The sequence below is a fragment of the Dyadobacter sediminis genome (assembly GCF_005860765.1).
In the GTDB taxonomy this organism is placed as follows: Bacteria; Bacteroidota; Bacteroidia; order Cytophagales; family Spirosomataceae; genus Dyadobacter; species Dyadobacter sediminis.
In genome coordinates, this window is record NZ_VCEI01000028.1 from 321,840 (window position 1) to 335,816 (window position 13,977).

The 13,977-nt window shown below is 42.9% G+C and carries 18 protein-coding genes; 9 read left to right on the forward strand and 9 right to left on the reverse strand.

The features are described 5' to 3' along the window. Positions 1 to 37: 37 nt before the first annotated feature. The 8 genes from FEM55_RS18400 (at position 38) to FEM55_RS18435 (ending at position 7,456) form a co-directional block, all read left to right on the forward strand. Entirely contained in the window at positions 38 to 1,321 is a 1,284-nt protein-coding gene (locus tag FEM55_RS18400; RefSeq protein WP_138282855.1) for a dihydroorotase, read from the forward strand. After that, the gene (locus FEM55_RS18405) at positions 1,318 to 1,878 is read left to right on the forward strand and encodes a DUF4199 domain-containing protein (RefSeq protein WP_138282856.1); all 561 of its coding nucleotides are present in this window, start codon (positions 1,318 to 1,320) and stop codon (positions 1,876 to 1,878) included. Before FEM55_RS18400 ends, FEM55_RS18405 begins: the two co-directional genes overlap by 4 nt. Before the next feature lie 67 nt (positions 1,879 to 1,945). After that, positions 1,946 to 2,461 carry a DUF4199 domain-containing protein gene (locus tag FEM55_RS18410; RefSeq protein WP_138282857.1) on the forward strand — a complete coding sequence of 172 codons (516 nt, stop codon included), beginning with the start codon at positions 1,946 to 1,948 and terminating at the stop codon, positions 2,459 to 2,461. A gap of 39 nt (positions 2,462 to 2,500) precedes the next feature. Then, entirely contained in the window at positions 2,501 to 3,229 is a 729-nt protein-coding gene (gene gldF, locus FEM55_RS18415; RefSeq protein WP_138282858.1) for a gliding motility-associated ABC transporter permease subunit GldF, read from the forward strand. 231 nt (positions 3,230 to 3,460) lie between these two features. After that, a complete protein-coding gene (locus tag FEM55_RS18420) occupies positions 3,461 to 4,006 on the forward strand; it encodes an RNA polymerase sigma factor (RefSeq protein ID WP_229209328.1) in 546 nt (181 codons plus the stop codon). Further along, complete coding sequence (locus FEM55_RS18425; protein WP_138282859.1) at positions 4,003 to 4,884, forward strand: anti-sigma factor; 882 nt, start codon at positions 4,003 to 4,005, stop codon at positions 4,882 to 4,884. The genes FEM55_RS18420 and FEM55_RS18425 overlap by 4 nt, the downstream gene beginning before the upstream one ends. Positions 4,885 to 4,961: 77 nt before the next feature. Then, positions 4,962 to 6,674, forward strand: a complete 1,713-nt coding sequence (locus FEM55_RS18430) for an FAD-dependent oxidoreductase (RefSeq protein ID WP_138282860.1) — start codon at positions 4,962 to 4,964, stop codon at positions 6,672 to 6,674. Positions 6,675 to 6,739: 65 nt separating this feature from the next. Continuing rightward, positions 6,740 to 7,456 carry a DUF8453 domain-containing protein gene (locus tag FEM55_RS18435; RefSeq protein WP_138282861.1) on the forward strand — a complete coding sequence of 239 codons (717 nt, stop codon included), beginning with the start codon at positions 6,740 to 6,742 and terminating at the stop codon, positions 7,454 to 7,456. 187 nt (positions 7,457 to 7,643) lie between these two features. Here FEM55_RS18435 and FEM55_RS18440 read toward each other — a convergent pair whose 3' ends face one another. The 4 genes from FEM55_RS18440 to FEM55_RS18450 are packed head-to-tail and all read right to left on the reverse strand — an operon-like array spanning position 7,644 to position 9,184. Beyond that, complete coding sequence (locus tag FEM55_RS18440; protein WP_138282862.1) at positions 7,644 to 7,946, reverse strand: nucleotidyltransferase family protein; 303 nt, start codon at positions 7,944 to 7,946, stop codon at positions 7,644 to 7,646. A 49-nt stretch (positions 7,947 to 7,995) separates the two neighbouring features. Continuing rightward, positions 7,996 to 8,154 carry a hypothetical protein gene (locus FEM55_RS25020; RefSeq protein ID WP_171036605.1) on the reverse strand — a complete coding sequence of 53 codons (159 nt, stop codon included), beginning with the start codon at positions 8,152 to 8,154 and terminating at the stop codon, positions 7,996 to 7,998. Then, a complete protein-coding gene (locus FEM55_RS18445) occupies positions 8,141 to 8,725 on the reverse strand; it encodes an ATPase (RefSeq protein WP_138282863.1) in 585 nt (194 codons plus the stop codon). The genes FEM55_RS25020 and FEM55_RS18445 overlap by 14 nt, the downstream gene beginning before the upstream one ends. A 33-nt stretch (positions 8,726 to 8,758) precedes the next feature. After that, positions 8,759 to 9,184 (reverse strand): helix-turn-helix domain-containing protein, encoded by a 426-nt coding sequence (locus FEM55_RS18450; RefSeq protein WP_138282864.1) that lies wholly within the window; start codon positions 9,182 to 9,184, stop codon positions 8,759 to 8,761. A 192-nt stretch (positions 9,185 to 9,376) separates the two neighbouring features. Between FEM55_RS18450 and FEM55_RS18455 the strand changes: the two genes are divergently transcribed. Beyond that, positions 9,377 to 9,625, forward strand: a complete 249-nt coding sequence (locus FEM55_RS18455; RefSeq protein ID WP_138282865.1) for a hypothetical protein — start codon at positions 9,377 to 9,379, stop codon at positions 9,623 to 9,625. A 22-nt stretch (positions 9,626 to 9,647) separates the two neighbouring features. Here FEM55_RS18455 and FEM55_RS18460 read toward each other — a convergent pair whose 3' ends face one another. The 5 genes from FEM55_RS18460 to nagA form a co-directional block, all read right to left on the reverse strand. Continuing rightward, complete coding sequence (locus FEM55_RS18460) at positions 9,648 to 9,977, reverse strand: HigA family addiction module antitoxin (protein ID WP_138282866.1); 330 nt, start codon at positions 9,975 to 9,977, stop codon at positions 9,648 to 9,650. A 12-nt stretch (positions 9,978 to 9,989) separates the two neighbouring features. Further along, on the reverse strand, positions 9,990 to 10,268 hold the full coding sequence (locus FEM55_RS18465; protein ID WP_138282867.1) for a type II toxin-antitoxin system RelE/ParE family toxin: 279 nt from the start codon (positions 10,266 to 10,268) through the stop codon (positions 9,990 to 9,992). 105 nt (positions 10,269 to 10,373) lie between these two features. Continuing rightward, a complete protein-coding gene (locus FEM55_RS18470; protein ID WP_138282868.1) occupies positions 10,374 to 11,750 on the reverse strand; it encodes a putative oxidoreductase C-terminal domain-containing protein in 1,377 nt (458 codons plus the stop codon). A 45-nt stretch (positions 11,751 to 11,795) separates the two neighbouring features. Next, positions 11,796 to 12,572 (reverse strand): glucosamine-6-phosphate deaminase, encoded by a 777-nt coding sequence (locus FEM55_RS18475; protein WP_138282869.1) that lies wholly within the window; start codon positions 12,570 to 12,572, stop codon positions 11,796 to 11,798. 20 nt (positions 12,573 to 12,592) lie between these two features. After that, positions 12,593 to 13,768, reverse strand: coding sequence for an N-acetylglucosamine-6-phosphate deacetylase (gene nagA / locus FEM55_RS18480; protein WP_138282870.1), 1,176 nt, complete (start codon positions 13,766 to 13,768; stop codon positions 12,593 to 12,595). Between the last annotated feature and the right edge of the window lie 209 nt (positions 13,769 to 13,977).

The window sequence follows — 13,977 nt, forward strand, 5'->3', positions numbered from 1 at the left end:
GACCATGATTCCGGCAATTCATTCTTGTTAGATACATATGAAACTACTAGTTCGCTCTGTTCAGATCGTTGATAAAAAGTCTCCGTTTAACGGACAAATAAAGGATTTACTGATAGAAGAGAATATAATTAAGGAAATAGGTGAAAATCTTTCTGCAGACTCAGCTGAAATTATAGAAGGTGCTGAAATGTGTGTCTCGGCCGGATGGCTGGATATGCGCGTTGCTTCGCGGGACCCGGGATTTGAACATAAAGAAGATCTTAAAAGTGTGCGGCAGGCAGCAGCGCACGGCGGCTTTACCGAAATCGTGTTGCTTCCCAATTCGCAGCCGGTCGTGCATAGCAAAGACACGCTGAATTACATTCGTCAGTCGGGAACGGATGAACTGGTGAAATTGCATGTGGCCGGATCGGTAAGCCGGAAATCGGAAGGCGTAGACTTTACCGAAATGATCGACTTGCATGAAGCCGGCGCCATTGCGTTTACAGACGGAGAGCATCCGGTGCAGAATGCGGATCTTTTCCTGAAAACCATTCTGTACCTTCGGCCCATGAACGCACTGCTCATGAACAGGCCGGAAGAAAGACAGCTTACGCTTTACGGACAAATGCACGAAGGCATAACCAGTACGTTGGTCGGTATGAAAGGAATGCCTTCGCTGGCGGAAGAAATGATGCTTTCACGCGATCTGAAACTGCTGGAATATGCACTGGAAAAAAACATGTATAAATCGGACGTTCCGGCGCTTCACGTTTCCCTTGTTTCTGCCGGCAAATCGGTGGAGCTGATCCGGAAAGCCAAAAAGAAGGGCCTTCCGGTTTCCTGCGATATTGCTGCGCACCAGCTGGCATTTCACGATACGGACCTGATCAGCTTTGATACCAATCTGAAAGTAAATCCGCCTTTCCGCTCCACTGCCGATACGGATGCAATTAAAGCCGGACTTGCGGACGGAACTATCGACGCGATTGTTTCAGATCACAGCCCGCATGACGAGGAAAGTAAAAACGTGGAATTTGATCATGCCGATTTCGGGATAACGGGTCTGGAAACTGCGTTTTCACTTGCCATCATGTACAGTGGCCTGCGCGTTGAAGATATAATTGAAAAACTAAGCGCTGCACCGAGAAGAATTTTACGGTTGCCGGAAAACAGCATTGAAGCAGGGACGAAAGCAAACCTGACTTTTTTTGAACCGGAAACAGAATGGGATTTCAACAAGAGCTATTCCAAATCAAAGAATACGCCATTTTTGGGAAAGACGCTGACAGGCAAGGTAAGAGGAGTAATCAACAATGGAAAACAGGAGTGGTACAAATGAAATCAGTAATTGCATATTTTAACAAACCGATCCTTAAAATTCCTTTGCTGTTCGGACTGGCAACGGGACTGCTGGTTTTTATCTTTTTTCTGGGTTTGTACGCGATCGGTATCGTGCCGCTGGGCAACAATAAAGTCCTGGATTTCGGCATTCATATCATTATGATAGCGGTGGCCTGCTGGTATTTCCGCAAGAAAGTCGGAAACGGGTTTTTGCACCTTTGGGAAGCGCTCACAATCGGTTATGTCGTCAATACGATCGGTGCGCTGGTTGCGGGCTGGCTGATCTATTTTTTTGTAACGTACGCAGATCCTTCTGTTTTCACGGATTACATTGCCCAGATGAAAGCGTTGATGCTGGAAGGAAAAAGTGAACTCGTGAAAAACATCGGTGAAGCGGAATTTTCCAAAATGTATAATGGAGTCGGCGGCATGCAGCGATCCGAGATTATCATGGATGAAGTGAGCAAAAAAACGGTAATGGCCATTATTCCCATTCTGATTATTTCGCTGATTTTCCGTAAACAGAACTACGGCGTTTTTCACAATAAACCGTAAATTTTACATCCGGAATTTATTCTGAGGTTCCGGAAAAAGGATTTAACCAAATCTTAAAAGCACTGAAATGGAAGAAAGAACATCTACTGCCCGGGTTGCGCTTAAATACGGCGTTCTTACGTCCGTCATCATCATGGTTTATACCACGATCATAAACGTTTCAGGATTGTCGCAAAACCAGTTCCTGACTTCTCTCACCTTTGTGTTTATGATTGTTGCCATTGTTCTTGCCATGAAAGATTACCGCGAGCAGAACAAAGGTTTCATGTCGTATGGCGAAGGTCTGGGCCTGGGTACGCTGGTTTCGGCAGTAATGGGACTTCTGAGTTCTGCATTCAACATGTTTTACATGCAGTTTATCGACAATACCTTGCTGGAACAGGCCATGAATAAGGTTCGTGAGGATATGGAAAAAAGCGGCAAGGACGATGCCCAGATTGATCAGGCCATGGAATTGTCGCAGCGGTTTATGTCGCCGGGCATTGTCTTTTTTATGGGCGTTTTAGGATCTATTTTAATGGGACTTATCGTTTCCCTTATTGTTGCTGCCATTTTAAGACGTGAAAAGCCGGTATTTGAATAGCTTTTCCAGTTACAACAGCCTGTTAAATAATTCAGATTTGTGTTAGCAATTTTCCGGAAAGAAGTAGGGAGTTTTTTCAATTCACTGATTGCCTATATTGTTATGGCAGTCTTTCTGACGACCGTTGGTTTGATCGTGTGGGTATTTCCGGATTCCAGCATACTTGATTACGGCTATGCCGATCTTGGCTCATTCTTTCAGCTGGCACCTTATGTACTGCTGTTTCTGATCCCGGCCATTACGATGCGTTCACTGGCCGAAGAATCCAGAAACGGCACGCTGGAACTGCTGCTGACCAAACCGCTCCAAAACCGCGACCTTATTTTAGGTAAATTCCTTGCAAACTGGTTTCTGGTGCTGATTACGCTCTTGCCGACTCTGCTATATTATTACAGCGTGTACAAGCTTGGGAATCCGGAAGGAAACGTTGATTCAGCAGCGGTTTTCGGTTCTTACATCGGTTTGCTGCTTTTCAGCGGCGTGGTGGTTGCAATGGGTTTGTGGGCTTCTTCTTTAAATGACAATCAGATTGTTGCATTCATTCTGGGTGTTTTTTTTGCTTTTATCTGGTATGTCGGATTTGGTTCGGTAGCGGCATTGTTCGGAACTGGGTTGGCTGCGCAGATACTTTCCTGGGCCGCACTGGACGAGCAGTACCGCGCGCTCGGAAAAGGGCTTATCGATTCAAGGAACATTATTTATCTGCTCAGCCTGATCCTGTTTTTCCTTTGCCTTACCTACTGGCAGGTTGAAAAGCTCAGAAAGTAAAATATCCGCTGCGGCCATTTTCCCGATCTAATCCTGTGTATTAATCGTATATGATTAAAACACACGAAGATGACGACTTTTACACATACAGCACGTTTGCCCCAGCCTCTTCAGTTGTACGGCTCTTTCTGCCGGAGCGACAAAACAATTAATTACAACGCATCAGCCCTGTTCTTCCGAAATTTTACTAGATTGCCGCTAAGTATTATACAATTAAATGTTAAGCATCTCTTGGCGACTAGCAAGGTAAAATACTCGGAAGAGGAATTGGTGGCAGCTCTGAAAAGAAACGAGCGAACCGCTTTTGAATTTCTGTACGATCACTACTCGGGAGCTTTGTTTAATATCATTTCAAAAACGCTGAGGGACGAGGAGAAAGCGGCAGATGTATTACAGGAATCTTTTCTGAAAATCTGGAAAAATATTGCATCGTACAATCCGGAAAAGGGAAGACTGTTTACATGGATTATGAACATTGCACGGAACGGTGCGATTGACGCAGCAAGAATGGAAGGGAGAAAGCCGGCAATGGATGATATCGAAAACAGGATAGTTCTGAATGAGCCTGATGTGCATGAAGATTCACTGGCATCCAGTTCGGAAATGAAGGCAATCGTGAATATGCTCAGGCCGGAAAGAAAAATTTTGATTGATATGGCTTATTTTCAGGGCTATACGCATGAAGAAATATCCGAAGAACTGCGTATTCCTCTGGGAACGGTAAAATCCAGAATCCGGACAGCATTACAAGAGTTAAAACAATACTTTGCAGCATGAACATCCAAGCATACATAGAGTCCGGTATACTAGAAGAGTATGTATTGGGCACTGTTTCTCCGCAGGAAAAGCAGGAAGTGGAGTGTATGTCTCATATTTATCCTGAGATTAAAGAAGAGCTGCTGAGAACGGAAAGCGCATTGGAACAATATGCACTGAAACATCAGACTGCGCCGCCCGCCTCACTGAAAGAATCCATTTTTGCGAAAATGGATTTTGATTCTCCTCAAAACACAGCAGAAACGAACGCTGACGAAGGGCATGCCGATTCAAAAAGTTCGTCTGAAAATGTTCCGGTTCCGCCCGTTTCAGAAAAAACAGACGACTCCCGTATAATAACCAATGCATTTGATAAAACCGAAATACGGGAAGTAACGCCGCTTTGGGCCCGACTGGCCGTTGCAGCATCCTTACTGCTTGCGTTATTTGCAGCCTGGTCTGCCAATGAGATAAACGGGTTGAAAGAGAGCAACGAAAAAGTTGTTGCTGAAATGGAAAGTATAAAAAGCCAGTACGTCGATAATCAGTATCTGACAAATCTTTACCGAAATCCGGAATACAAGATCGTTCAGATGGCCGGGCTTCCCAAATCGCCCGAAAGTTCGGTTGCCGCATTCTGGAACCAGCAGACGAACGAAGTTTTACTGGACGTACGTAAACTGCCGGAGCCGCCGCAAGGCAAGCAATATCAGCTCTGGAGCATTGTAGACGGCAAGCCGGTCGATATCGGTATGCTGGACAATCAGTTCTCAGGAAAAGTTCTGAAAATGAAAAATACAAAGTCCGGATCGGCTGCATTTGCCATTACACTTGAAAAAGAAGGCGGAAATCCGACGCCAACCATGGAAGAAATGTATGTTATGGGAAAAGCAGTATAAATTTCCTTTTTTAAAATCTTCAACGCTCATTACAAAGACGAGGCTTTGTAATGAGCGTTCTTCTTGTATAAAACCTTATGAAACGCCGAAACTTCATTCAAAGCATTGCAGCAGGAAGCAGTATGCTGGCCACCGATCCTGAAATCAGTAAAAAAGCAATTTTAGAAGAAGAGCCTGAAATTAAGTCAGAACCGGAAGTAATTACTGCTGATGTCGTCATTGCCGGCGGCGGACTGGGCGGTTGTGCGGCTGCACTTGCAGCTTTGCGGAATAACCTTTCGGTCATTTTAACAGAAGAAACAGACTGGATCGGCGGGCAAGTCAGTCAGCAGGGCGTTCCGCCGGATGAACATCAATGGATTGAAACACATGGCGCGCCAAAGGCATACCGTGATTTCAGAAATGCAATCCGCGAATATTACATCCGGAATTACCCGCTAACGGAAGCCGCAAAGAACAGCAAATATCTGAATCCGGGAAATGGTTCCGTTTCAAAATTGTGTCATGAACCGAAAGTAGCAGTGTCGGTTCTGACGGATATGCTGGCGCCTTACATCAGCCGCGGCAAACTGACTTTGCTTCTGGAACACAAGCCTGTTTCCGCAGAAGTAAACGGCAACAAAGTAAAATTGCTGCATGTGCTGAATAAACGCAGCAAACAGCAAGTAAAGTTAACGGCTCCATACTTTGTGGATGCGACAGAACTGGGAGATTTGCTGCCAATTACCGGAACGGAGTTTGTGACAGGTGCTGAGGCGAAAAGTGAAACGAATGAACTGCATGCACCGGAAAAAGCAAATCCGGAAAACAATCAGGCTTTCACCATTTGCTTTGCTATGGATTATCGATATGGCGAAAATCACGTGATTGAAAAGCCGGCAGAATACGATTTCTGGAAAAACTTTATACCTGAAATGACGTCGCCATGGTCGGGAAAGCTGCTTTCACTTTCATATTCCAATCCAAAAACGCTTGAACCCAAAGAACTTGCATTTCATCCCGAAGGAATTAATACCGGCGATAAACTGAATCTCTGGAATTACCGCAGGATAATCAGTAAAGACAATTTCACAATTGGAAGTTACGAGAGCGATATTACGATTGTAAACTGGCCGCAAAATGATTATTTTCTGGGAAACCTGATCGGAGCCAGTGAAAAAGAATTTGCGCGCCATGTGGAACGCGGAAAACAACTGAGCTTGTCATTGCTTTACTGGCTGCAAACGGAAGCACCGCGTCCGGACGGCGGCAAAGGCTGGCCGGGAATCCGCTTCAGGAAAGATATCATGGGAACGTCGGACGGATTTGCCAAATACCCGTATGTGCGTGAATCGAGGCGAATTAAAGCCGTTTTTACCATCAAGGAAGAACATGTAGGCGCTGCAAACAGAGCCATGATCACCGGAAAGGAAACCGGAAATAAAGCAGCCGAATTTTACGACAGCGTAGGAATCGGTTATTATCACATTGATCTGCATCCGAGTACAGGAAAAGACAATTACATTGATTTCGCCTCATTGCCATTTCAAATCCCACTCGGTGCCCTGCTGCCCATCCGAATGGAAAACCTGCTTCCTGCCAACAAAAATATCGGTACCACGCACCTCACAAACGGCTGTTACCGGCTTCATCCGGTAGAATGGAGCATTGGCGAAGCAGTTGGGTTACTCGTGAAGTATGCGACTGAGAAAAAAGTAATCCCGCAGGTTGTGCGTGAGAATAAGACGTTATTGGAGGGATTTCAGGGGTTTTTGGAAGGGGAAGGAGTGGAGTTGGCTTGGGGAGAATAGTATGCTGTGTACTGATTTTGAGTCCAATTTACTAGAATTTACAGCTATTAAAATAACTGAACTTTATGGTTCCAAAACAAATACTTGACCGAAAAAAAGGTATAATAGGATTAATGATTTGGATATGCATTTTGTCAATCATTATGACATTATACGCGCTCTATCTTGGCAAATGGCCAGAAGCAGTATCATCATTAGGAGTTAGTGCAGCAATTATTTCAGCAATATTTGCATTTGAGGTTGTTCATCAAGTTAATGTAAATCAGCTTCCTCAGGTAATAGCTAAATTTGATTGTGAAAGCAGATATAATTTTATTCAACTTGTACTTCAAAATATAGGAGGTAGCACTGCATATAATATTCGTTTATCCTGGTTGGACACGTATCATGGTCAAGAGAACGTTTACGATAAGCCTAAATGTATTTATGGAGGTTATGTTGCCATTCACAAGCAGCAGGAGTTTGATAGAGTAATATCTCTTCAAAAAGGCGAGTCTCACTTTATTACTGTGGATGGCTATTATCAATTTTACGAAAATAATAAAGCTCCCACTAATTATATTGCTAAGATAAATTTTACTGATCAAATTTCTGGGGGAAATTACTACGAAATTATCGTTCCTTTATCAATGGAAGAATTCAGGATCACATTGGATCATAATAAAGAATCCACAAAGGCTGAATATAGTATCACACTTTTACCAAAAAAAATTGATGCGATATCTAAGTTATTGACCGATCTGAATACAACATTAAAAAGCTTTAAGGATATTAATCAGTAAAGCCAAGACTATGAGCATTGTCAAAATTGTACTCTCATTGCCTCGCCAATGATTTTAATGCTTCTCTCAACGGCACGTTTTATGCATAAGTCGGATTTATAATTTCCAAATAGCATTAGTCTCGGTCGGCGAAAAAGCTTTCAATTACGGTGATTGCATTAACATGTCGTAGAGCCACGTTTTAATCTCAATGTCCATACACAAGCTGGCGCTGCTGGTTTATATTCTGCAGAAAATAAGGATTTTTGATTGCTTTCTCTTCCAGAAGATCAACCGGCCGTTTGAATATTTCCTGTAATGAAAACTTGAAATCAAAATAATTATCCGCATAGTCCTCAACTTCCATATCTAGGAAATCGATGATTAAATCAATGTCACTTTCGTCAGTGAAGTTTTTGGTCAGAACGGAACCGAAAGCGTAAAGGCTTTTTACTTTATGCGCTTTGCAAAGTTTTGTTATTGTCGCTTTATACTTTCCGAGCCTTTCCATTTAATGGACGAGTTTTCTAAAACGGAATGATTTTACTCAATAAATATGCCTACTTTTCCCAAGGTTTAATCTTTACAATTTCGTTGCCTCTCATTACAACAAGTGGCGTACCTTTTTGCTTTTTGAACTCAACAACTCTTTCATGAGTTCTTTTTATCCCAAGTAAAATTTTCTCTTGTAATGCCAGTTCTTTTTCAATTGTGTTCATAAAAATTGCGAAGTTGATTAAACTTTTCTTTTTGAAATATCTTTAAACTATAATCTTCTGATCTTTGTGCAATCAATTCTTCATCTTCAAAAGAATTATCAATTATAAAGGCAAGATCAACTATTGGTAAGTAGATGTCAAATAAATTTTTGATTCCTTTTACATATCGCCTTTCTATAACATCAGATTCAATATTGTGCCCTCCTTCTGAAACTCTCATACTAACACGCTCTTTTGCTAATTCTACATTTTTTAGCCAATAAAAAATCAATGTCACTGCAAATCCTTTTTTCTTTGCTTCCTCAATTTTGGGCTTATAGCTTCGAGTAGATAATGTTGTCTCAAATGCAAAACTGTCACTGCCGTTTAGTAGTTCATTAACCCTGCCCAACATAATGCGTCCGGCTTCCAGCGCAACTTTTTCTGGTTGGAATGGCGATATACCTTTTGCAATTTCGTCAGCATTTACAAACTCTTTACAGTCTAAAATCTCCGGTAGTATTGCAAAAGAGGCGGCTGTTTTTCCAGCACCGTTGCAACCCGCAATGATGTATAAATTCTTTTCTAGCATTATATTGAAAAATGCATAATCATAGCAATTAGTTTATTTCGCACCAATCAACCGCTCCAATCGCAACATCATTTCATCCTTCTCCTTCAACATCCGCTCATAAAGCTCCATTTTGTCTGCATGCAACTTCATGATTTCGGCTATCGGATTAATATTGAAAGTCGGAGTATTTCCCGCATTTACAAATGAACTGTCGTGAAATGTATTTGCAATGATATTTACCGCATTTTCTTCATCAAAATTACGAATGGCGTCAACGGGTATTTTAAGAATAGCAGAAACTTGCTCCAGAATGTCAGCTTCGATCTTTTCTTTTTGTTCCAATAAAGAAATTTTTTGCTGGTTCCATTCGTCGCCAAGTTCAAAGGCAAGAAAATCCTGCTTTATTCCGAGCATTTCGCGGAAACGTTTCAGATTGCGGCCTTCGTGAATTTTCGGATTGGAATTAGTATGTGTCATGCGAAAAACGGTTTCTTTGAAAAGGCAATTTATACAAATCCATCGGTAAATGTTTGAGTAATTTACGCGCATTTGATTGTAAAATACCGGCTGGATAAATTGGCTACCATTTGCGGGATTTGGTGCTTTGCTGCAAAATAAACAGATTATTTATAGCAAGGATTGGTTTTATACACTTAAAAATCAAAGGAAATGCATACAGAAACATACGCTAACGAGGCTGCGAATTTGAAGTTGATTGCATATGGCCGGGAAGTAAATGCATTGCTGAGCAGCAGTAGTGCCGAAAGCTGGAACCGTGAACTCTGGACAATGTTCAGCGGGTTCATACTCGCTCAAAACGAAACAGGCCGCTCATCAAATCTTTGTAATACGTACTTTTCTTTCAAGGAACTGCTGGAATTTTTTGAGAAAGTGGAACGGATCAGAAGAGGAGAGTAGGTGCCAATAAAAAATTAAAACGTCAGACAAATTGCAGCGTTCCATTCTGCAACGTCCGAAAATGCTGTATTGTCTTGCGTTCAACTGTTCTTTCTGCATGCCAAAGATCGTAATTTCGCTGAATATCAAGCCAGAATTCAGCACTTGTTCCAAATGCTTCGGACAAGCGTACGCACATTTCAGAACTGATTCCCTGATGTTCGTTCAATATATTTGAAAGTGTTTTACGCGTAATGCCCAAACCTTTTGCAATTTCGGCTTGTGTATAATTGTGTCCGGTTTCTTCTTTCAAACCTTCGATCGTCTCTTTAATAAGTGCCCCGGGATGCGCCGGCCTCATACCTCTTTTCATAAATTCTTGTAATTAATGATAGTCCAGATAATCAACATCGTAAGCATTGCCATGTTCGAATCTGAAAATGATTCGCCAGTTTCCAGACACATTCACTGCATAAAACCCTTTTAATTTTCCGGATAGCGAGTGTAATCGTGATCCGGGCGTGCCAATATCTTCTAATGATTTAGCAAATTCCAGTCTGGTCAAAATATTACGAATTCTGTTAGTGTGTGCTGCGGGCAACTTGGCGGTATCTTCATTTTCAAAAAACAACCGCAAGCCTTTGTGTTGAAAACTCTGGATCATTAACACAAATGTAACAACATGTGTTACATTGCCAATTAAGAAAAAAACAAGCGAGCAGATTACATTCCACTCGCTTGTTGCATTAAAATATTGATTTATAGTTAATTACTTTGCCTCTTTCAAAGCCTGCGTAGTTGTATAATACTTCGCAATCATATTCGGAACTTCCCATTCCGGCAACTTGCCGGCTTTCAGATATTCCATGTATTTGTTGGCTACCTGTGCAAAATGGGCTTCGTGGCCGTTGTCGTATTTTTTAGGAATGGTTATTTCCCAACCGGCAGCATTCTTTTTCAGTTCAATTCCGGGATATTTATCCTGAACCGACTTGAAAGCGGCCACAACTGCATTTTCATACCCTTTGCTTTTATCCATTGTTTCGATGTATAAAACAGGCTTGTAATTCTGCTCTTTTCCCTGACGAACGATCAGATTAGCCTTGGAACCTTTCATGATGGAATAATGCGTATCGCCGGTTCCTTCCGGTGCCTGAAAATTCCAGATTACCGAAACTTTTGCATGAACTCCTTTCAGCGTGTAATGAAGCTCTCCGTTGGAATACACATTCAATGTGCTGTCTTTAACGTCTTTGCTCAGAAAATCAGGATACTTATCGCTTTTTGTAACGAGCTTGAACTGCGAAGGCGTCAGCTTGGTAGCCGAACGCTTTGCCGATAATAAATTGATATCTTTCTGATAATCCAGCGTTGTGTTCGGAAAGCAGCTCCATTGCACCAGATCCACAAGATGTGTCGTCACATCGACCATTCCTTCACCTTGCTGTTTCACGTCAAAAAACCAGCTAGGCCGTACAAGCGGCTCGCCAGAAATGTATTTGAAAAAGTGGTGGACACTTTCCTTTGCAACTGCGGGATTTTCTGCCGTTCCTTTTTGAAGTTCCCCGAAAATAGCCGGAAGCAAAGCCAGTTCGCGTTGCAGCGCATTCGTGATTTCGTAGCGCTCCGTCATAATGTCGTACAAAAGCACTTTATTTTTATCCGCACTTGCAAATGCTTCTTTCAGCTTGTCAAATCCGGCCGCATCAATCGCCATCGGCTTGTCGGCCAGTACGTTCAGACCTGCATCTACAGACTTTTTGATAAAATCCGTTTTCTTCTGATTATTCCCGGCCAGAACAACGACATTTCCTTTTTTCTCAGAAAGCATTTTTTCCAGAAAATCATTTCCGGTGTAAACTTCCTCTTTCCAGTGCGTCGGATTTTCAGCCTGTGTATTGTATTTTTCAACTTTGTCAAGATAAGCCTGTACGTCCGGGCCTTTTGTGGCGTACACATGCACAACGGAGTCCACATCCGCATACATGGATTTCTGAACCAAAGCCGCATGGAAATGGCCGGGTTCCACAACAATCAGGCTCAAAGGCTTTTTCTGATCTTTCTGTTCTTCTTCTTTCCTGGAATTACATCCGTAATTTAACGTCATTGCGCTCAGTAAAGCGATGGTCAGGATTTTCTTTTTCATTTTAATGGATTCAGGTAATAATGGCAAGATAATCGCAAAGCTGAACTATGCCTGACTGTATGACGAAATTTCTTTCAGTTTCCCTGAACTTGCCTTATCAATAAATAAAATCGCATTCGGGTGTTTGCGCAAAATGGTTGAAGGAAATTCTTCTTTGATATCCTCGGCTACGGTATGGTAAATGGCCTGCGCTTTTTTCTCGCCCGGCACAATCGCGTAAGCGTGTTTGGCTTTCAGTAACGTTGGAATTGTCAATGTCAGCGCAGTTTCCGGCACTTCCCCGAAAGCAGTAAAACAAGCGTCATTCACCTGCTGCTGGCGGCAGGCATGATCCAGCTCCACCATTTTAACGGTCAGCGGATCATCAAAAAAAGCAACATGCGGATCATTGAATGCAAGATGTCCGTTTTCGCCAATGCCCAGACAAACGATATCAATCGGGTTTTCGCGAAGCAACTGCGCATAACGCTCACATTCCTTTTCCAAATCGGCAGCGTTGCCGTCCAGATACGAAACGGAATGCAGCGGCACGTGATCAAACAATTTTACTTTCAGGAAATAACCGAAATTTTGCGGTGCGTCGCTTGGCAAACCTACATATTCGTCCATGTGAAAGGCATTTATCTTTTCCCATGCAATGCCTTTTTCTTCTTTCAGCGCAGCCAAAAATTCATTCTGTGAAGGCGCAGAGGCAAAAATTATATTGACAAATTCCTGGGATTGCTGCAATTCAAGGATTTTATCCGCAACCATTTTTGCTGCATTTTCACCCATTTCCTGCCTTGTATCAAATATTCTGATTTCCAGTTGATCGACTTTCATAGTTTGTGGTAAATTTTTTTTTATTGCTTTTCATAAATTATTTTTCCCTGCACAATTGTCATCTGAATCCGTATATCCGGATCAAAAATGACAATATCTGCATCTTTGCCCGCAGCCAGCGATCCTTTCCGGCTTGCTCCCATAATCCGGGCCGGCGTCACCGTCATCATCCGGACCGAGTCAAGCAATGAAACATCCGCCATCTGAACCATATTTCTTACAAGACGGTCCGTTGTGGAAACGCTCCCGGCAAAGGAAGTGCGGTCGGGCAGCTTGGCAACGCCGTCTTCCACAATGACTTTCAGACCGTTTTTTAGAGAACCCAGCGTACTTTCACCTTCGGGCATGCCGGCTGCGCGCATGGCATCGGTAATCAGGGCAATGCGGTCTGCACCTTTAATTTTATAAATAAGTTTGAGCAGCGGAGCCGGCAAATGCACGCCATCCGCAATGATTTCCACATCCATATCGAGCAAAAAAGCACTTTCAATCGTGCCTGCATAACGAAATGCGTTTTTGCGCGTAACGCCCGACATGGCCGAATACAAATGCGTTGCCAATGAATACCCATTTTCATATGCTTCCAGCACTTCCTCATAAATCGCATCGGTATGTGCCACCGCAGCCAGAATGCCTTTCTGACAAAGCCTGCGGCCGAATTCAATAGCGCCGGGAAGTTCAGGAGCTGCACTCCAGCGCGTAATGGAGTTAGAGTAGGCGAGTACTTCTTCGTATTCGGCAGGATCCGGATTGCGGATGTAGCGCGGGTCCTGTGCGCCGCGCTGGCTTAATGCAAAGTACGGCCCTTCTAGGTGCATACCAAGAAATTGAGCGCCTTTCCGGTTTGTGGCATTTGCCTGTTCGTACAAATCGAGCGTTTGCAGCAAGTCTTCTTTTTCGCTTGTAAGCGTCGTCGGAACCATGGACGTAGTTCCATATTTGGCATGCGTTTCCGCAATGGCCAGAAATGCTTCTGCGCTGCCGTCCATAAAATCATGTCCGCCGCCGCCATGCACATGCAGATCAATAAAGCCAGGCGCAATGTAATTCCCGTTTGCATTGATAACCTTGGCATCCGGGAAATCGACATTTCCTTCATGTACACCGATGATGATGCCGTTTTCAACAAGTACGGTTCCATTCCGGATATAGCGGTAAGGCGTTATAATATCACCATTAATAATTTTTAATCGCATAATTTTTTGGCTTTAGGCTGTCAGCTTTTAGCCATTAGCTTTTGGCTTTTCTAATTACTCAATTTCAACTGTTCCGTCAGGAACAAAATCCCGGTAGCAAATCGTTGGACGTGTGCATTTTGTGTGCACGTCATATATTTTGTGCACGTCACGTTCACGTTGTTTGGCATATTGTATGCAAATCGCACGTCATATATTTTGTGCACGTC